The organism is Amycolatopsis sp. NPDC043885 (assembly GCF_056435685.1).
Map to the genome: position 1 here is coordinate 1 of NZ_JBWKEA010000028.1, position 18,686 is coordinate 18,686.

Annotated in this window: 15 protein-coding genes; 8 read left to right on the forward strand and 7 right to left on the reverse strand. The window is 68.2% G+C overall.

The features are described 5' to 3' along the window. Positions 1 to 119: 119 nt before the first annotated feature. Together AC069I_RS42195 and AC069I_RS42200 are read right to left on the reverse strand one after the other, a co-directional pair. Positions 120 to 1,349: a hypothetical protein gene (locus AC069I_RS42195; RefSeq protein WP_478267864.1), complete on the reverse strand. Its 1,230-nt coding sequence runs from the start codon at positions 1,347 to 1,349 to the stop codon at positions 120 to 122. Positions 1,350 to 1,421: 72 nt separating this feature from the next. Further along, positions 1,422 to 2,027, reverse strand: a complete 606-nt coding sequence (locus AC069I_RS42200; protein WP_478233851.1) for a YiiX/YebB-like N1pC/P60 family cysteine hydrolase — start codon at positions 2,025 to 2,027, stop codon at positions 1,422 to 1,424. A 383-nt stretch (positions 2,028 to 2,410) separates the two neighbouring features. Here AC069I_RS42200 and AC069I_RS42205 point away from each other — a divergent pair, with 383 nt between their 5' ends. The 8 genes from AC069I_RS42205 (at position 2,411) to AC069I_RS42240 (ending at position 11,977) form a co-directional block, all read left to right on the forward strand. Continuing rightward, complete coding sequence (locus AC069I_RS42205) at positions 2,411 to 5,509, forward strand: glycosyltransferase (RefSeq protein ID WP_478267865.1); 3,099 nt, start codon at positions 2,411 to 2,413, stop codon at positions 5,507 to 5,509. Continuing rightward, the gene (locus AC069I_RS42210) at positions 5,502 to 6,695 is read left to right on the forward strand and encodes an acyltransferase family protein (protein WP_478227526.1); all 1,194 of its coding nucleotides are present in this window, start codon (positions 5,502 to 5,504) and stop codon (positions 6,693 to 6,695) included. The genes AC069I_RS42205 and AC069I_RS42210 overlap by 8 nt, the downstream gene beginning before the upstream one ends. A gap of 130 nt (positions 6,696 to 6,825) precedes the next feature. Continuing rightward, positions 6,826 to 8,013: a winged helix DNA-binding domain-containing protein gene (locus tag AC069I_RS42215; protein ID WP_478267866.1), complete on the forward strand. Its 1,188-nt coding sequence runs from the start codon at positions 6,826 to 6,828 to the stop codon at positions 8,011 to 8,013. 178 nt (positions 8,014 to 8,191) lie between these two features. Continuing rightward, the gene (gene gap, locus AC069I_RS42220) at positions 8,192 to 9,196 is read left to right on the forward strand and encodes a type I glyceraldehyde-3-phosphate dehydrogenase (protein WP_240597410.1); all 1,005 of its coding nucleotides are present in this window, start codon (positions 8,192 to 8,194) and stop codon (positions 9,194 to 9,196) included. Between the two features lie 9 nt (positions 9,197 to 9,205). Next, a complete protein-coding gene (locus tag AC069I_RS42225) occupies positions 9,206 to 10,414 on the forward strand; it encodes a phosphoglycerate kinase (RefSeq protein ID WP_478267882.1) in 1,209 nt (402 codons plus the stop codon). Beyond that, positions 10,414 to 11,199 carry a triose-phosphate isomerase gene (tpiA, locus tag AC069I_RS42230; protein WP_478227528.1) on the forward strand — a complete coding sequence of 262 codons (786 nt, stop codon included), beginning with the start codon at positions 10,414 to 10,416 and terminating at the stop codon, positions 11,197 to 11,199. Before AC069I_RS42225 ends, tpiA begins: the two co-directional genes overlap by 1 nt. Positions 11,200 to 11,339: 140 nt before the next feature. Beyond that, complete coding sequence (gene secG / locus AC069I_RS42235; RefSeq protein WP_016333144.1) at positions 11,340 to 11,570, forward strand: preprotein translocase subunit SecG; 231 nt, start codon at positions 11,340 to 11,342, stop codon at positions 11,568 to 11,570. Positions 11,571 to 11,635: 65 nt separating this feature from the next. Next, entirely contained in the window at positions 11,636 to 11,977 is a 342-nt protein-coding gene (locus AC069I_RS42240) for an RNA polymerase-binding protein RbpA (RefSeq protein ID WP_034311760.1), read from the forward strand. Between the two features lie 13 nt (positions 11,978 to 11,990). Here the strand turns inward: AC069I_RS42240 and AC069I_RS42245 are convergent, their stop codons facing one another. The 5 genes from AC069I_RS42245 to AC069I_RS42265 all read right to left on the reverse strand — a co-directional run bounded on the left by AC069I_RS42245 (position 11,991) and on the right by AC069I_RS42265 (position 18,686). After that, positions 11,991 to 13,193, reverse strand: coding sequence for a sensor histidine kinase (locus tag AC069I_RS42245; RefSeq protein ID WP_478227529.1), 1,203 nt, complete (start codon positions 13,191 to 13,193; stop codon positions 11,991 to 11,993). A gap of 600 nt (positions 13,194 to 13,793) precedes the next feature. After that, positions 13,794 to 14,549 carry a 6-phosphogluconolactonase gene (gene pgl, locus AC069I_RS42250; protein WP_125674957.1) on the reverse strand — a complete coding sequence of 252 codons (756 nt, stop codon included), beginning with the start codon at positions 14,547 to 14,549 and terminating at the stop codon, positions 13,794 to 13,796. Next, positions 14,546 to 15,544, reverse strand: coding sequence for a glucose-6-phosphate dehydrogenase assembly protein OpcA (opcA, locus tag AC069I_RS42255; RefSeq protein ID WP_478227531.1), 999 nt, complete (start codon positions 15,542 to 15,544; stop codon positions 14,546 to 14,548). The genes pgl and opcA overlap by 4 nt, the downstream gene beginning before the upstream one ends. After that, the gene (gene zwf / locus AC069I_RS42260) at positions 15,541 to 17,070 is read right to left on the reverse strand and encodes a glucose-6-phosphate dehydrogenase (RefSeq protein WP_478227532.1); all 1,530 of its coding nucleotides are present in this window, start codon (positions 17,068 to 17,070) and stop codon (positions 15,541 to 15,543) included. Before zwf ends, opcA begins: the two co-directional genes overlap by 4 nt. After that, positions 17,067 to 18,686 (reverse strand): glucose-6-phosphate isomerase, encoded by a 1,620-nt coding sequence (locus tag AC069I_RS42265; RefSeq protein ID WP_478267867.1) that lies wholly within the window; start codon positions 18,684 to 18,686, stop codon positions 17,067 to 17,069. The genes zwf and AC069I_RS42265 overlap by 4 nt, the downstream gene beginning before the upstream one ends.

The window sequence follows — 18,686 nt, forward strand, 5'->3', positions numbered from 1 at the left end:
CCTCAACAGAGCAATACGCTACCAACCACTGACCAACCCAAAACTGTCCGACATGTCCTGAAACACATCTGTCCGTGAGGTCCTGAAACAGGACAGACGGTTCTAACCGTCCTTGCCACTCACGACGACGGGGGAACGGCCATACCGCGCAAGTTGAACTGGATGCCGAACCGTTCCGCCAGGCCGGGCACGGTGATTTCGGTGATCAGGTTCCCGGTGACGCGATCGAACCGCTTGATCCTGACGGGGGTCTTGCCGTCGAACGTCTCCTGGATCAGATTTATCGACCGGTCCGTGAAGACGGCCTGGCTGGACGAATCGCTGTCCGAGGTGAACCCGGTGTCGAACCGCGGCGTGGTGATCCCGGAGGCGATTTCGGTACTCATGATCCGGCCGTCCGCGGCGAGCCATTCGAGGCGGCCTTCCCGCACGGCCTTGGCGTCGTACGTCTTCTGGGAGAACGTCTCGGGGTCGACCAGTTTCTCGGTGATGGGGCGTCCCTCGGCGTCGACGAGTGGCTGTTCGTTGTACTTACCGTCGCCGGTGTTCCACAAAACGATGGCCAGATGGGGCTTGCCGTCGGCGTCGGTGTAATCGGAAAGGAACGTGATGACACCGTCCTGGCAGGGAACGTGACGGTTGTGGTCTCCCGCGTCGAAGACTCCTCGCCAGGCGAGGACCTTTTCCTTTCCTTCGGTTGCCGGGTACAGCTGCGAAAGCAGCTCCGGCTGCGCACCGGGATCGGCCTTCGAGCGCATGCCGGGAATTTTGACCGAATCCGCGAAATGAGCTCCCGCGTCGGTGGCGATTCCGTTGAGGACGCCGCCGCACAGCGCGTTCATGAAGTAGTTTCCTTCGACCCGGTAGAGCTGGGAACCGGTCGAAGTGGTGACGGCCACCTGATTGGTGTAACCGGATTCTGAGAAGCCTTCGTTGTAGACCGCGACGAAACCCTTGTCGCCGGGTAGCGCGAAAGCCGACTGCTGATGCCCTGCCTTCTTGTTCTCGAAGCTGGCCAGACCGTCCTTGCCGAGGATGTAGTCGCGGGTGTCGTCGCTGAAGAACAGCCCGGCCTCCGACCACGCGATATGCGACTCGGTCATGCCGCCGGTCTCGATCAGCTGTGTGCCACCGTCCGCCCGCATCAGGACCAGATAGGCAGGCTGCCGCTTTTCCGCCGGCTTGTCGGCGGAGGTGTCCGGGCTGAGGTAGAACGCGACGACGGTTTCGCCGAGCTTCACCACATCGGGATCGGCGATGTTCATCTCCGCTCCGCCGTCCGGCGAAGTGCAGGCCGTCACGGCCAGAAGCGCGCAGGCGGCGAGCGCGACGAGTCGGGGGAGGCGCACCGGGCCGAATCCTCTCAGGCGGTGGGTGGTGCGGCCCGCACCCGGCAGGCCGCACCCGTCCATCGAATGTCGTTACTTGATGGTCGCGTAGACCACGGTGCTGCCGTCATCCTTGATGTTGTCGGGGTAGACGCCCAGTCCGCCGTTCTTGTCCAAGTCGATGTCGACGGAATCCTTGTAGGCCTTCCACACCAGCTCGGAGCAGTTCAGCTTCCCGTTGTTGTTGTACTTGTTGTTCGCGAAGTCCGCGTCGTAGGCCAGGCCGCGGAACTTGTTGTAGGCGTGGTTGGCCGCCTTGTCGCGGCTGGACTGCTTGGCGTTGACGGACATCTTGTAGATGGGGCCGCACTTTTTCAGCGTGGACGCCGTGACGGACCTGCTCTTGCTGCCCTTGCCGGGTGCCTCGACGATCGTCTTCGTCGTGTAGTAGATGCCGACGTGGTTGTGCTTGAACACGGAGGTCTTGGCGTAGGAGTGGAAGACATCTCCCTTGTTCCGCGCGTTTCCGACCGTCTTCTTCGTCTTGCAGGCGCCGTCGTCGGAGGACGCGATGCCGATTTCGCTCGACGCGGCCGTTTCCGCGGCCTGGGCCGGCGCGGCGAGCAGGCCGAACATCGCCGTTCCCGCCATTACCGCGGTCGCGGCGGACGAGGTGATGATTCTCCCGATTTTGGACATGGATTTCCCCACTCTTTCAACCAGAGGACAGCGGTAGCCAGCCGAATTGTGCGTGCGCACGAAATGGTGGGCCGCGGTCTGTTGACAGAGAGAAAAGTATCGGGTTCGAAGAGCCGTGGGAGTCCGGTGAACGCCTGACAGCCCGGCCGTCGCTCAGTTCGAGGTGACGAGGTAACCGATCACCGCGGCCTCCAGGACGATGAACAGCACCACGATCACCACCAGTCCCAGGTTGAGTTCCCGGCGTGAACGATCGGGCTCGATCACCTTGGGTCACTCCTTCTGTGCTCTCCGTGTTCAGTGATGGCTGGCGTCGGTACTTTTTCACCAGAAGTATCGGTATCTTGCACGGACCCTGGCAAGGCCCCGGTAGCCTGCCGCGCATGGCGGGTTCGGGAGACTCTCATCGGTTGATCGAATGGACCGGCGAGCGGTGTGTGCCGTGGGCCGGGGACATTCAGATGATCTACGAGCACTACCACCGGTATGCGCTCGCTTCCCGATTCGTCGCGGGCAAGCGCGTACTCGACCTCGCCAGTGGTGAAGGTTATGGCGCGGCGCTGATGGCCACGACCGCCGCCGAGGTCGTCGGGGTCGACATCGACGAGTCGGCCGTCGAACACGCGCGAAACACCTACGCAGGGCGGAAGAATCTCAGTTTCGCCCAGGGGTCGATCATCGACCAGGGACTGCTTTCCGACGCCGGCCGCTTCGATGTGATCACCTGTTTCGAAGCCATCGAGCACGTCGTCGAACACGACGATCTGATGAGCCTGGTTCGCGTCCGGCTCGCCCCCGGCGGGATCTTCCTCGGCAGCACCCCGGACCTCCGGGTCTACAGCCACGAACACGGCAACGACAATCCCTTCCACGTCAAGGAGTTGACCGAGGAGGAGTTCCGCGCGCTCCTCGGCGGCCATTTCGGGAACGTGGCCGTGCTGCGGCAGAACATCGCGGTGGGTTCGCTGCTGGCCGCCGATCCCGGCGAGCCGCACGCGACGGGACCGGCGCTGAACCAGAGCCTGACCCGGATCTGCGAAAACGGCTGGACGGTCACCGACGGGAGCCCGCATACCTACCTCATCGGGATCGCCTCCGACGGCCCGCTGGACGCCGTCCCGGCCGTCGGCACCCTGCTCGACCCTCAGCTTTCGCTGCTGGGAGCGATGAGGGAACAAGGAGCATCCAGGCACGCCGAGGCGGAGGAGGAGCCGGCCCGGCTGAGGGAGGAACGCGACCGGCTCACGGCCGAGGTCGCCGAACTCCGCCGGGAGGCGGAACTGGACGCGGCGCGGCTGGCGTGGCGGACGGAGACCGCCGAGCGGTACAGCGCCGAGGTGGCCCGGCTCGCCGAGGAGAACGCGGTACTGAGCGACGGCCACTCGGCCACGGTGAACCGCCTGGTCAAGAAGTACCGGGGCGCCATCGAAAAGTACGCGCCGAGGGGTAGCGCGGTCCGGAGCGCCTACGAGCGCGCGCTCGGGCGCACCGACGAGGTCCCGCAGGAGGAGCACGGCCTCGAACCGGTGGCCGTGACCACCAGTACCGAACCGCTGGTCAGCATCGTCATCCCGGTTCACGGCAAATGGGACTACACGCGGCAGTGCCTGGCTTCGATCGAGGAAGGACGGCCGCGGGTGCCGTTCGAGGTGATCGTCGTCGACGACGATTCGCCCGACGCGTCCGCGCGGGTGCTCGCCGAATGTCCCGGCGTGCGGCTGGTCCGCACCGGCACCAACGTCGGTTTCCTGAAGGCTACCAACCTCGGCGCCGCCCAAGCCCGCGGCGAACTGCTGGTCCTGCTGAACAACGACACCGAGCCGAAGCCGGGCTGGCTGGACTCGCTCGCCGAGGCGGTCTATCGCGACGACCGGATCGGCCTGGCCGGCGCGAAACTGGTCTACCCGGACGGCACTTTGCAGGAATGCGGCGGGATCGTGTGGGCGGACGCCGGCGCGGCGAACTACGGCCACGGTGACGACCCGGACGACGCCCGCTACGCCTCGGTCCGCGACGTCGACTACTGCTCCGGCGCGGCGATCATGATCCGCCGCGAACTCTTCGAGCAGCTCGGCGGGTTCGACGAGTGCTACGCGCCCGCGTACTACGAGGACACCGACCTGGCGTTCGCGGTGCGTGCCGCCGGCTTCCGGACCGTGGTCGAACCGGCCGCGGTCGTGGTGCACCACGAGGGCGTCTCGAACGGCACGGACCCGAACTCGGGGCACAAACGCTTCCAGGAGACCAACCGGCCGGTGTTCGCCGAGAAGTGGGCGGAGACCCTGACCAGGCAGATCGCCGGGCCGAGCCCGGCGGGACTGTGGCTCGGGCGGCAGCGGATGCCCGGGAAAGCACCCCGTGACACCGGCATCGTGCTGATCGCCGATCTGCGGGTGCCCGCACCGGACAAGGATTCCGGCTCGGTCCGGATGCGCAGGCTCGTGGACGAGCTGCTCGCGCTCGGGCAGCGGGTGGTGTTCTGCCCGATGGACGGCGTCCAGCCGCCGGAATACACCGAAGACCTCAGACGCGCCGGGGTCACCGTTCTGCTCGAACCGGCCGACCGCGAGAAGTTCCTCGAAGAGGCGGGCAGCGCCTTGAGCCTGGTGCTGCTGTCCCGGCCGACGGTCGCCTGGCATATGGCCGAGCGGATCCAGATCTGCGCGCCACAGGCGGTTCTGGCCTATGACACCGTCGATCTGCACTTCGTCCGGCTCGGCAGGGAAGCCGATCTCGTCGAGCGGATCGGCGATCCGGCGATCGCGGTGATGCTGCGGCGGCGTGCCGAGCTGTACCGCGAACTGGAGCTGGCGCTGGTCCGGTCCGCCGACCGCACGCTGGTGGTGTCCGAGGCCGAACGGGACCTGCTCGCCGAACTGGTGCCATCGGCCAAGGTCGACGTGCTGTCCAATGTGCATCCCTTCAGCAGCGAACCCACCAGCCCCGAGGGACGGGCGGGCGCGATGTTCGTCGGCAGCTTCGAACACGGCCCGAACCGGGACGCCGCGTTCTGGCTGGCCGGTGAGATCTGGCCCGCCGTGCGGCGGAAATGCCCGTTGGCCGAGCTCGAGCTCGTCGGCGCCGACCCCACCGGCGATATCCACGCGCTGGCCGGTGACGGCGTCGTCGTCCGCGGCTGGGTCGCCGAACTCGAGCCGCGTTACGCCGCCACGCGGATGGCCTTGGCGCCGTTGCGGTTCGGCTCGGGCGTCAAAGGAAAAGTGGGCGAGAGCCTCGCCTTCGGGGTGCCGGTGGTCGGTACCCCGCTGGCCTTCGAAGGTATGCGGCTGCGCGATGGCGAGGAGGTACTGACCGGTGAGACGGCTGAAGAGATCGCAGAGAAGATCGTCACCCTGCTCATCGACGACGCTTTGTGGCAACGGCTTTCGGAGTCGGGCCGGGTCGCCGTCGCGGACCAGTTCGGGCCAGGGGTGGCCCGCGAGACCCTGAGCGGACTGCTCGCCCCGGTGGTCCATGAGTAGCCCGGGCGCGAAGACCTACGCGAAACCGGACACCGGGTTCGCGTGGCTGCGGATGTTCGGGGCGATCCTGGTCGTCTTCGAGCACTGTTTCCCGATCATCGAACCGAGCCGGATCACCAGCCTGCCGTCGAGCTGGAACATCTCGCTGGGGTATTTCGCGCTCATGGGCTTCTTCGCCATGAGCGGCTACCAGATCGCGGACAGCTGGCAGCGTGACTCCTCGTGGTGGCGTTACCTGCTCAAGCGGGTGCTGCGGATCTGGCCGCCGCTGCTGTTCGTGGTCATGGTGACGGCGTTCGTGATCGGGCCACTGGTGACGGTGCTCAGCCCGCGCGAGTACTGGGGGAATCCCGACACCTGGGGTTACGTGGTGCACAACGCGATGCTGTACCCGTTGCAGCACCTGCTGCCGGGGGTGTTCACCGAGAACCCGTACCCGTACTCCGCGAACGGTTCGATCTGGACACTCCCGATGGAGACCACCGGGTATCTGATCGTGCTCGTCATCGGCCTGGTGGGCGGCCTCGCGCGCGGACGGATAGTCCTGTTCCCGCTGCTGCTGGCGTTCATGGTGGCGGACGGGATCATCGGGGCCTCGGTGGGCTTCCAGGGCGACGCGGGCACGTTGTTCAGCGTGCCGCTGGGATCGATGGTGGCGTTCCTGGTGGCGTTCGTCATCGGCATGCTGCTGCACAGCTACCGGGACCTCATCCCGTTGCGCCCGGCGGTCGCGTACGCGCTGGTGGCGCTCTACCTCGTCGCGAACTTCACCCCGCCCATCGAACCCGCGACGCGCTTCATCCTGCCCATCGCCGCGGGCTACGGCGCGATCACCTGGGCGTACCACTGGCCGCGCCGGCTGGACGGCTACGACCAGTGGGTCTACCCCAGCTACGGGATGTACGTGTGGGGAATGCCGGTGCAGCAGCTGTACACCCTCGCCGGGGTCCGCAATTCGTACCTGCTGATCGTGCTCGCGGTGCCCACCGCGTACGCCTGCGGGGTGGTGTCCTGGCGGCTGATCGAACGGCCGACGCAGAAGCTGCGAATCTACCTCCGTGCGCCGGGCGAACCCCGGTCCGGCAAGGGAAAACCCGCGCCGCACCCGGACACCGAGATCACCCAGGTGATTCCGGCCGTCCCTCCCGCGCCGCCGCCTCACCCGCAGGCACGGCGTCCGCGGTAGCGGTGAGCGCGGTCCGTGAAGGCCTCCTTCCCTACTCTCAGGGTAGGGAAGGAGGCCTTCACGGACCGAAGCCGTACGGTGCCCCGGTCCGATCCGGAGTTTTGTCGGGGGCCGGTGGTAGGAACGATCCGTGACCCCCAAGATCGATATCCGGCAGCGCCGTGCCCGCCTCGCGACGCGCCATCGCCTCGTCACGCCCGCCGAGTCGGTGCACGCCGCCGCGGACGCGGTCGTCGCGTTGCACGCCACGGACCCGGCGTCGGTGCACCTGTCGGCGTGGGCGCGTGTGAAGGGCGACGGCGTCGCCGAGCTGGAAAGCGCGCTGTACGAGGAGCGCACGCTGATCCGGATGCTCGGCATGCGCCGCACGGTCTTCGTCCTCGGCCACGAGAACGCGGCGCTCGTGCAGGCCGCGTGCTCCGCCGACATCGCCAGGAAGCAGCGCCGCCTGCTCGAACAGCACCTCGGCACGCAGGGACACCCGGAGAACGTGCCGGAGCCGGAGCGCTGGCTCGCCGAGGTCGAGGACGCGATCGAGCGTGCGCTGAAGGCCCGCGGTTCCGCCACGGCACAGCAGCTGTCCGAGGACGAGCCACGCCTCAAACAGCAGCTGCTGATGGCCAAGGGCAAGCCGTACGAGGCGATCGCCAACGTCACCAGCCGTGTCCTGTTCCAGCTCGCGGTCGACGGCCGCATCGTGCGCGGCCGCCCGCGCGGCAGCTGGATCAGCAGCCAGTACTACTGGGCGCCGATGACGGACTGGCTACCCCAGGGCCTGGTCGAATGGGACGCCGACGCCGCCAGGGCCGAGCTCGCCCGGAGGTGGCTCTACGCCTACGGTCCGGCCCCGATCGCGGACCTCCGCTGGTGGACGGGCTGGACGGCTGGCCAGACCAAGAAGGCGCTCGCGGCGATCCAGCCGGTCGAGGTCGATCTCGACGGCGTTCCCGGCGTGGTTCTCGCCGACGATCTTGAGCCCGTCGAGGAGCCCGGACCGTGGGTCGCGCTGCTCCCGTCCCTCGATCCGACGTCGATGGGCTGGATCGAGCGCGACTGGTATCTCGGCCCGCACAAGGCACCGCTGTTCGACGGCACCGGCAACATCGGGCCCACCGTCTGGGCCGGCGGCCGCATCGTCGGCGGCTGGGCGCAGCGCCCGGACGGCGAGGTCGTCCACCACTTCCTGGAGGACGTCGGAGCGGACGTCGAACGGGCCGTCGAGGCGGAGGCGAACCACCTGGCCGAGTGGTTCGGAGAGGTGCGAGTCACGCCACGGATGCGGACACCGTTGGAGCGACGGCTAGCACAAGGAAGCTGAGAGTTTTGACAAGACGGCCTGGTAGCGATGGTCTTAATCGATTCTTGACCTGACCCACCGAGTGGTGGAAGTCTCGTCAGGGCAAAGAGGGTCGCCCGAGCACGCACGCTAGGGTTGCGCCCGAGTAAAGGACGTCTTACCGGGGCGATCCCGGACGAGTCTCAAGGGAGTGGCAGCAGTGACGGTTCGCGTAGGTGTCAACGGCTTCGGCCGCATCGGCCGCAACTTCTTCCGGGCCGTGCAGGCCGCCGGTCACGACATCGAGGTGGTCGCGTTCAACGACCTCGGCGACGTCGCCACCATGGCCCACCTGCTCAAGTACGACTCCATCCTCGGCCGTTTCCCTGGCGAGGTCAGCGTCAGTGACGAGGGCATCGTCGTCGACGGCAAGACGATCAAGGCCCTCGCCGAGCGCGACCCGGCCAACCTGCCCTGGGGCGACCTCGGCGTGGACGTCGTCGTCGAGTCGACCGGTTTCTTCACCAACGGTGACGCCGCCAAGGCGCACATCGCCGGTGGCGCCAAGAAGGTCATCATCTCCGCGCCCGCCAAGGGCGAGGACCTGACCGTGGTGCTGGGCGTCAACGACGACAAGTACGACGGTTCGCAGACGATCATCTCGAACGCGTCCTGCACCACCAACTGCCTCGGCCCGCTGGCCAAGGTCCTCAACGACGCGTTCGGCATCGAGCAGGGCCTGATGACCACGATCCACGCGTACACGCAGGACCAGAACCTGCAGGACGCGCCGCACAAGGATCTGCGCCGCGCCCGCGCCGCCGCGCTGAGCATGGTCCCGACCTCGACCGGTGCCGCCAAGGCCATCGGCCTGGTCCTGCCGGAACTCAACGGCAAGCTCGACGGCTACGCGGTCCGAGTCCCGGTCCCGACCGGTTCGGCCACCGACCTCACCGTCACGCTGACCAAGAGCGCGACCCTCGACGAGATCAACGCCGCGTACAAGGCCGCCGCCGAGGGCCCCCTGGCCGGCATCCTGCGCTACAGCGACGACCCGATCGTTTCGGCCGACATCGTCACGGACCCGGCGTCCTGCATCTACGACGCGCCGCTGACCAAGGTCATCGGCAACCAGGTCAAGGTCGTCGGCTGGTACGACAACGAGTGGGGCTACTCCAACCGCCTCGCCGACCTCGTCAAGCTCGTCGGCACCAAGCTCTCCTGAGCCATGGCGCTGAAGAACCTCGAAGACCTGCTGAGCGGGGACGTTTCGGGCCGGTACGTACTCGTGCGTTCCGACCTGAACGTCCCGCTCGACGGGGACAAGATCACCGACGACGGCCGCGTCCGCGCGGCCCTGCCGACCCTGAAGCGCCTCGCCGAGGCGGGCGCGAAGGTGGTCGTCACGGCGCACCTCGGCCGTCCGAAGGGCGAGCCGGACCCGAAGTTCTCGCTCGCGCCCGTCGCCGCGAAGCTCACCGAGCTGCTCGGCGTCGACGTCCCGCTGGCCGGTGACCTGGTCGGCGAGTCCGCCAAGGCCACCGTCGCCGGTCTGGCCGACGGCCAGGTGGCCCTGCTGGAAAACGTGCGTTTCGACGTGCGCGAGACCAGCAAGGTCGAGGCCGAGCGGCAGGAGCTGGCCGCCGAGCTGGCCGCGCTCGTCCCGGGCGGCGCGTTCGTCTCCGACGGTTTCGGTGTCGTGCACCGCAAGCAGGCCTCGGTCTACGAGATCGCGCGGGCGCTTCCGGCGTACGCGGGCGGGCTCGTGCTGGCCGAGGTCGATGTCCTCAAGAAGCTCACCGAGGACCTCGCGCGGCCGTACGTCGTCGTCCTCGGCGGCGCGAAGGTGTCGGACAAGCTGGGTGTCATCGCGAATCTGCTGACCAAGGTCGACAGGCTGCTCATCGGCGGCGGCATGGCGTACACCTTCCTCAAGGCCCAGGGCCACGAGGTCGGCAACTCGCTGCTGCAGGAGGACCAGCTGGACCAGGTCCTCGGCTTCCTCGCCGAGGCGGAGAAGCGCGGCGTCGAGCTGATCCTGCCGGTGGACGTCCTCGCCGCGACGGGTTTCGCGGCCGACGCGGAGTTCGACGTCGTCGACGCGAAGGCCATCCCGGCCGGCCGCATGGGTCTCGACATCGGCCCGAAGTCGCGGGAACTGTTCGCGGGCAAGCTGGCCGACGCGGCGACCGTGTTCTGGAACGGCCCGATGGGCGTGTTCGAGTTCGAGTCCTTCGCCGGCGGCACCCGTGCCGTGGCCGAAGCGCTGGTCAAGAGCGACGCCTTCACCGTGGTCGGCGGGGGAGACTCCGCCGCGGCCGTGCGGCAGCTCGGCCTGCCGGAGGACGGCTTCTCGCACATCTCGACCGGCGGCGGTGCGTCGCTGGAGTACCTGGAGGGCAAGGAACTGCCCGGAGTCGCTGTGCTGGGAGAGAACGACTAGTGGCGCGCAAACCGCTCATCGCCGGCAACTGGAAGATGAACCTGAACCACCTCGAAGCCATCGCGCTGGTTCAGAAGATCGCCTTCGCCCTGCCGGAGAAGTACTACGCGAAGGTCGACGTCGCGGTCCTGCCGCCGTTCACCGACATCCGCAGCGTCCAGACGCTGACCGACGGCGACAAGCTGTCGCTCACCTACGGCGCCCAGGACCTGTCGCCGCACGACTCCGGTGCCTACACCGGCGATGTGTCGGGTCCGATGCTGGCGAAGCTGGGGTGCAGCTTCGTCACCGTCGGGCACTCGGAGCGGCGTGAGTACCACGGCGAGACCGACGAACTGGTGAACAAGAAGGTCAAGGCCGCGCTCAAGCACGGCATCAAGCCGATCCTGTGCGTGGGGGAGAAGCTCGAGGTCCGCGAGGCCGGCGAGCACATCGCCCACACCACGACCCAGCTGGTCGAGGGCCTCAAGGGGCTCAAGGCCGAGCAGGTCAAGGACGTCGTCGTCGCCTACGAGCCCGTCTGGGCCATCGGGACCGGCAAGGTCGCGACCCCGTCGGACGCCGAGGAGGTGTGCGGAGCCATCCGTGCCACCCTCGCCGAGAAGTACGGTGCCGAGGTCGCGTCCTCGGTCCGCGTACTCTACGGCGGCTCTGCCAAGGCCAACAACATCAGTGACCTCGTCGCCTGCGAGAACATCGATGGTGCGCTCGTCGGTGGTGCCAGCCTGGATGGTGACGAGTTCACCAAACTCTGCGCACTCGCCGCGGGCGGGCCCCTGCCCTGATCGGGGCACCTACCGGGTAACCTGGGTATCCGGTCCGTCACACAGCAGTGGACGAGTCCAGGAGTACGGTGTGTTCTGGCGGTCGACAGCCGCCGGTGGCACACCGTTTTCCTGCATTCTCCAAGAGCGCAGAGGATGACATGAAGCTGTTCCTGCAAATCCTGTTGATCGCCTCCAGCGTGCTGCTGGTGGTCGCCGTGTTGCTGCACCGCGGCCGTGGTGGCGGTCTGTCTTCGCTGTTCGGTGGCGGTATGCAGTCGAGCCTCTCCGGCTCGAGCGTGGCCGAGAAGAACCTCGACCGGATCACGCTGCTGCTGGGCGCGGTGTGGCTGATCAGCATCATCGGCCTCGGGCTCCTGCTCAAGGTCTGATCGATCCAGGTGTTTCGGCGTGCCTATGGGGGGCGCGCCGCCGATCCCTATAGGTGTGAGGATTCATGGTTGGCGGTAACGCGATTCGGGGCACCCGTGTGGGTGCCGGTCCTTCGGGCGAATCGGAACGGGGTGAGTCGGCGCCGCGGCGCCGCATTTCCTACTGGTGCGCCAACGGGCACGAGGCACAGCCCTCGTTCTCGATGGACGCCGAGATTCCCGACGAGTGGGACTGCCCGCGCTGCGGGCTCCCCGGTGGGCAGGACGAGAAGAACCCTCCTGCCGCGCCGCGGACCGAGCCTTACAAGACTCACCTCGCGTACGTGAAGGAACGGCGTTCCGACGCCGACGGCGAGGCCATTCTCGCCGAGGCGCTGGAGCGGTTGCGCCAGCGCCGGGAGATCTGAGACTCCCCGAGGCCTACCGGTCGAGCGGGTACCGGGCACGCACCCGGAACCCGCCGTCCTCGGTGTCGGCGGTTTCGAAACTCCCACCCAGCAGTCGAGCGCGTTCGGCCAGCCCGGTCAGCCCGTGCCCTCCCGAGGGCAGGGCCGCACCGGGGGTCCGAGCGCGCTCGTTGCGTATTTCGACCTTGAGCGAACCGTGCTCGCCCTGGATCCGGATGGTCGCGGTGGCGCCGGGCGCGTGCTTGTGCACGTTGGTCAGGCATTCCTGCACGGTCCGATAGGCCGCCGCCGAAACCTGGCTGGGCAGGAGGTCGGGGATCCGCTCGACGGTCAGATGCACCGGGACGTCCGAGCCGCGGATCAGCCGGTCGAGTTCGTTGATCCCCGGCCGGGGCCCGTCGTCTTCGGAGCTCGAGCGGAGCACGCTCACGAGTGAACGCAGCTCTTCGAGCGTCTTGGTGCTCAGCTTCCGGATGACCTGCGCGGTTTCGAGCGAGCGGGCGTCGGTGGTCTGCGCCTGCAGCGCGCCGGCCTGCATCGCGATCAGCGTGATCTGGTGCGAGACGACGTCGTGCATCTCCCGCGCGAGGCGGGCACGCTCTTCCGCGCGGACGGCGTCGGCGTGGAAGCGGCGCTCGCGGTCGCGGCTGGCGGCGAGTTCGGTGAGCTTCTGCGAAATCTCGGTCCGCGCTCCGATGAGCAGGCCGATCGCCACCGGCATCCCGGCGACGATGACGCCGTAGATGCCGTCCAGGACGTGCTCACGCCAGCTGAGCTCGACGAAGTCGGCCAGCGGCCACTGGACGAACCGGCAGGTGAAGACGAGCGCGAACCCGGTCCAGGTCTGCCAGTGCATCTGTTTGCGGGTGGCGAGGAAGCCGAGTGCGATCATCGCGGCCAGCTGTGACCAGCCCGCCAGGAACCCGGGGACGGTGACGATCACCGCGAGGAACGGCAGCTTGCGCCGGAAGGCGAGGCCGAGGCACGCGGCGCCGGACAGGTAGATCGAGTACGGCTGAGCCTTCTCGGGGATCACCAGCCACACGTCGAGCGCGGCCAGGAAGATCGCGAGTGTGTCGATGCCCAGCGCGACCAGCGCCGGGCGTTTGATCTTGGCGAACGACATGACCCCGGCGGCACGGCGCATCCGGTCGGCGGCGTCCGCTCCGGAGCCGCCCACCGAGATACCTGGCATCGAGAGACCCTCTGTGCTCATCGCTGGCGACCTCACTCGTCTTGTGGACTTGAATGGTGAGACGTGTTCTTCGCCCGATCGGGACGCGCAGGAACGAACAAATGTGCGGATGCTAACGGGTGGATGTACAAGGGCGGTAAGTTTCCCCCAGTCGGGCTAGCGACTGTCCGGTCGCTGTCCGCTCTGCGGACAAGTGCATGAACGTTCGGTCGGTCAAGGCGCGGACCGGACCACCCGGGCTCGGTGGTCCGTTGATCGTTCCGACGCGCGAACGGACCGTCTCTGATGTGAAAGCCGGCAGGAGTTGATCTTTGTCACTTTCCGCCCCCAGACGGTTACAAAAGGCGTGATGCCGTGAAGGCCTCCTTCACTACCTTCAGGGTAGGGAAGGAGGCCTTCACGGACTTCCGCCATGGGGGTGTCTCCATCGACCTCGCCGGGCAAGTCGTGCTCAACACGTGACTCGCGTGCTCAGACACGGATCTCGCGTGTGCGGCCTCCAAGCACGCGAGTCACGTCTCTGAGCACGCGAGGCACGCCTTGGGGCACGTTGCCGGATGCGCGTGAAGGCCCCCTTCTCTCGGCTCAGCCGAGGGAAGGGGGCCTTCACGCGCGAAAGCGTCAGCCCGTAGGTGGCTGGTAGACCTTCGTCAGCTTCGAGGCGGAACCCCGGTCCAGCAGCCAGAGCGTGCGACGGCTGCCGCGTGCCCCCGCCACCGGGATCTCGACCTCGCCCGCACCGGCCAGCGCCTGCGCGACGGCGTCCGCCTTGGCGTCGCCGCCGGTGACCAGCCAGATGTCCTGCGCGCGACGGATCGCGGGCAGGGTCAGCGAGATCCGGGTCGGCGGCGGCTTCGGGCAATCCCGTACCGCGACGACCGAGCGCTCCTTCTCGTGCACCGCCGGGCTGTCGGGGAAGATCGAGGCGGTGTGCCCCTCCCCGCCGAGGCCCAGCAGCATGATGTCGAACGCCGCGTCGTTGGCCGCCAGGACCTCCGCGTAGGCCGCGGCCGCCGCGTCGACGTCGTCGCCGAACTCGCCGTCCGAGGGTGCCATGGCGTGCACCCGCTTCGGGTCGAGCGGGACGTGGTCGAGCAGCGCCTCGCGGGCCTGCTTCTCGTTGCGGTCGTCCGAGTCCGCCGGGACGAAGCGCTCATCGCCCCAGTAGAGGTCCAGTCGCGACCAGTCGATGGCGTCACGGGCACTGGAGTCGCGCAGTTCGCGCAGGATCGCGATCCCGGTGCCACCGCCGGTGAGCACCACCGAAGCGGAGCCCTTGGCGGCCTGGACGTCGACGATCCGGGTGACCAGCCTGGCCGCCGCGGCGGCGGCCAGGAGGTCCGGGTTCTCGTAGACGACGACCTCGGTCTTGCTCATGAGGCGCTCTTCGCGGTCTTGGCGGGTGCCTTCTTGGCCGGAGCCGCCTTCTTCGCCGGAGCGGCCTTGGCCGCGGTGCCCGACGAGATCTTGCTCAGCCCGTTCAGCGAAGCCTCGTAGACCTCGTCCGGGTCGAGCCGTCGCAGCTCTTCGATCAGGCAGTCCTTGTTGTCCCGCCGCTGCAGGGAGATCCGGCGCGTCGGCTGGCCGGGCTGGGTCAGCATGCCGACCCGTCCATCCGGCCGGTGCAGTTCCACCGGTCCCGACCGCCGGTCCAGCGTCACCGAGATGATGCCCGCGGCACCGCTGCTCTTGACCCGCTTCACCGGCACCTTGAGGTACTCGGCCAGCCAGCCGGCGAGCAGTTCGGTCGACGGCGAGTCGGCCTCGCCGGTCACGGTCGCACCGGTGACCTTCTCGTACGGCGGAAGGTCCAGAGCGGACACCAGCTGCGCGCGCCACCGGGTCAGCCGGGTCCACGCCAAGTCGGTGTCACCCTCCACATAGGACTTCGACCGCGTGGTGAGTGCCCTTATGGGCGCCTTTTCCGCCGCCGAGTCGGTGATCCGGCGCTGTGCCAGCTCACCGAGCGGGTCCTTGGCCGGAGCCTTCGGACCGGTGCCCGGCCACCAGGTGACGATCGGCGCGTCCGGCAGCAGCAGCGGCACGACCGCGCTCTGCCCCTGCGAGGCCAGCGGGCCGTAGAGCCGCAGGACGATGACCTCGCTCGCGCCGGCGTCGCCGCCGACCCGGATCTGGCCGTCGATCCGCGGCGCCGCGGTCCGCGCGCCCTTGGCCACCACGATCACCCGCGAGGGGTGTTCCCGGCTGGCCTCGTTGGCGGCCTCGATCGCCTCTTCGAGTTTGTCGTCGTCGTCGGCCACTATGACCAGCGTCAGCACCCGGCCGAGCGCCACCTGCCCGCCCTGTTCGCGGATCTCGACGAGTTTCTTGTTCAGCTGCGACGTCGTGGTCGACGGCAGGTCGATGATCACGGACGCCTCCAGTTCCGGCCGGTACGCTCCAGCATTTCGTCCGCGGACGGCGGTCCCCACGATCCGGGCGGGTACGCCTCGGGCGCGCCCTTCTTGGCCCAGTGGTCGAGGATCGGGTCCAGGATCTCCCAGGACAGTTCGACCTCTTCGTTCACCGGGAACAGCGACGGTTCGCCGAGCAGCACGTCCAGGATCAGCCGTTCGTAGGCCTCCGGGGACGACTCGGTGAACGCGTGCCCGTAGCCGAAGTCCATGGTGACGTCGCGGACCTCCATCGTGGTCCCCGGCACCTTCGACCCGAACCGCAGCGTGATGCCCTCGTCGGGCTGCACCCGGATCACCAGCGCGTTCTGGCCCAGTTCCTCGGTCGAGGTCGAGTCGAACGGCAGATGCGGCGCCCGCTTGAACACCACGGCGATCTCGGTGACCCGGCGGCCCAGCCGCTTGCCGGTGCGCAGGTAGAACGGCACGCCCGCCCAGCGGCGGTTCTGCACCTCCAGCGTCACCGCGGCGTAGGTCTCGGTGGTCGAGTCCTTCTCGAAACCGCCTTCCTGCAGCAGGCCCGGCACCTTCATGCCGCCCTGCCAGCCGCCCGCGTACTGCCCGCGCGCGGTGGTCTCGTCGAACGGCGCCAGCGGCTTGGTCGCCGAAAGCACCTTGACCTTCTCCGCACGGAGCGCGCGCGGAGCGAACGAGACCGGCTCCTCCATCGCCGTCAGCGCGAGGAGCTGCAGCAGGTGGTTCTGGATGACGTCGCGTGCGGCGCCGATGCCGTCGTAGTACCCCGCGCGGCCGCCGAGACCGATGTCCTCGGCCATGGTGATCTGCACGTGGTCGACGTAGTTGGCGTTCCAGATCGGCTCGAACAGCTGGTTCGCGAAGCGCAGCGCCAGCAGGTTCTGCACCGTCTCCTTGCCGAGGTAGTGGTCGATGCGGAACACCGACTCCTCGGGGAAGACGTCGTTCACGATCTCGTTGAGCTCCTTGGCGCTCTTGAGATCGCGGCCGAAGGGCTTCTCGATGACGACACGGCGCCAGGTGTCCTCGCTCGCCTCGGCGAGGCCGGAGCGGGCGAGCTGCTTGGTCACCACCGGGAACGCGCTCGGCGGGATCGACAGGTAGAACGCGGTGTTACCACCGGTGCCACGCTCGGCGTCGAGGTCCTTGACCGTCTGCGCGAGCCGGTCGAAGGCGTCATCGTCGTCGAAGGTGCCCTGGACGAAGCGGATCCCTTCGGCGAGCCGGTTCCACACCGACTCCTTGAACGGCGTCCGCGCGTGCTCCTTGACCGAATCGTGCACGAGCTCGCCGAAGTCCTGGTGCTCCCAGTCCCGCCGGGCGAACCCGACGAGCGAGAACCCGGCGGGCAGCAGGCCACGGTGGGCGAGGTCGTAGATCGCCGGCATCAGCTTCTTGCGGGCGAGGTCACCGGTGACGCCGAAGATCACCAGGCTGGACGGCCCGGCGATCCGCGGCAGCCGCTTGTCGCGCGGATCGCGCAGCGGGTTGTTCCAGGCTCGTGTCACTCGCCGGCCTCCTGTACCGCGCGGACCAGTCCGGCCAGGCCGGCGGCCCGGTCGGTGAGGTGCAGGCGCAGCACCGGGCGGCCGTGCTCCGCGAGCACCTGGCCGTCGCCGAGTGCCTGCGCGTGCTGGAGCACGCCGAGCGTGTACGGCCGGTCCGGAACGTCGAGATCGTCTTCGACGGCGCCGGTGATCTGCAGGAAGACACCGTTCTGGTGCCCGCCCTTGTGGTATTGCCCGGTCGAGTGCAGGAACCGCGGCCCCCACCCGAAGGTGGTCTGGCGGCCGGTCCGCTTGGCGATCTCGCCGCGCAGGACCGCGGTCGACGCGTCGTCGAGACGGTCGAGGTACGCCTGCACCGCGATGTAGCCGGTTTCCGGGGCGGAATCGAAGAAAGCCCGCAGGATGTCCGCGAGCTTTCCGTCGGTGGCCACGCCTGCCGAGCCGGACACCTCGACCGCGCCGTCCACAGTGGACGGCTTCTCGCCGCCCTTGAGCTTGTCCGGGTTGTCGAGCAGCGAACGCGCGGCCTTCTTGGCGGCCTCGACGTCGGGCTGGTCGAACGGGTTGATCCCGAGCAACCGTCCGGCGAGCGCGGTGGCGAACTCCCACAGCAGGAACTGCGCGCCGAGCGAGCCGGTCACGGAGATCTTCGCCGCGCCTTCCGCCGGTCCGACCGCCACCGGGGTGGCGTCGGCCTTGGCGTCGGCGAAGCCGGGAGCGCTCGGGCCCTCGACGGCTACCGGCAGGAGACCGGTGCCCTGCTTGCCGGTGGACTCGGCGATCAGCTGCTCCGCCCAGTCGGCGAAACCCTTGATACCGGAACCGGTGTCGCCGATGACGACCTTCTCGGCGCCCTTTTCGTGCGCCGCGACCCACGCCGCCGCGAGCTTGACCGCGGGGTTGTCCACGGAGTCGGTGGCCAGCTCGTCGGCCACCGAAGCGGCCTGGTCGAGCAGGCGGGCGACGTCCGCGCCGGCGAGCCCGGCCGGGACGAGCCCGAACGCGGTCAGCGCCGAGTAGCGGCCGCCGACGTTCGGGTCGGCGAGGAAGACCTTGCGGTAACCCTCCTTTTCGGACAGTTCCGCGAACGGCGAGCCGGGGTCGGTGACGACCACGATCCGCCGGGCCGCGTCGATACCCGCGTCGGCGAAGGCCTTCGCGAAGATCCGCCGGTGGCTGTCGGTCTCGACGGTGCCGCCGGACTTCGACGACACGACGATGACCGTGCGCTCCAGGTCACCGGCGAGCGCGTCGGCGACCTGGCCGGGGTCGGTGGTGTCGAGGACCGTCAGCGGGACGCCGTCGGTCGCGGTGATGACCTCGGGGGCCAGCGACGAACCGCCCATGCCCGCGAGGACGACGCGGTCGACGCCCTCGGAACGCAGATCGGTCCGCAGTGCCTCGATCTCGCCGATCAACGGCCGCGAGGACTTGTGCAGCGTCGTCCACGAGAGACGGATCGACGCTTCGGACTCGGCTTCGGGACCCCACAGTGTGGCGTCCTGGGACGCCAGTTTCGATGCGACCTGGTCGGCGACGAGCCGCTCCGCGAACGGAGCGGCTTCGCCGGCCAGGGCGGCGTCGACGATTTCGACGCCGGTCGTTTCCCCTGCCAT

What these genes read in the sequence shown, in the direction of transcription:
- AC069I_RS42200 (WP_478233851.1), bottom strand. Translation starts at nt 2,027, where the DNA reads ATGTCCAAAATCGGGAGAATCATCACCTCGTCCGCCGCGACCGCGGTA.
- AC069I_RS42205 (WP_478267865.1), top strand. Translation starts at nt 2,411, where the DNA reads ATGGCGGGTTCGGGAGACTCTCATCGGTTGATCGAATGGACCGGCGAG.
- AC069I_RS42210 (WP_478227526.1), top strand. Translation starts at nt 5,502, where the DNA reads ATGAGTAGCCCGGGCGCGAAGACCTACGCGAAACCGGACACCGGGTTC.
- secG (WP_016333144.1), top strand. Translation starts at nt 11,340, where the DNA reads ATGAAGCTGTTCCTGCAAATCCTGTTGATCGCCTCCAGCGTGCTGCTG.
- AC069I_RS42240 (WP_034311760.1), top strand. Translation starts at nt 11,636, where the DNA reads ATGGTTGGCGGTAACGCGATTCGGGGCACCCGTGTGGGTGCCGGTCCT.
- AC069I_RS42245 (WP_478227529.1), bottom strand. Translation starts at nt 13,193, where the DNA reads ATGAGCACAGAGGGTCTCTCGATGCCAGGTATCTCGGTGGGCGGCTCC.
- pgl (WP_125674957.1), bottom strand. Translation starts at nt 14,549, where the DNA reads ATGAGCAAGACCGAGGTCGTCGTCTACGAGAACCCGGACCTCCTGGCC.
- AC069I_RS42265 (WP_478267867.1), bottom strand. Translation starts at nt 18,686, where the DNA reads ATGGCAGGGGAAACGACCGGCGTCGAAATCGTCGACGCCGCCCTGGCC.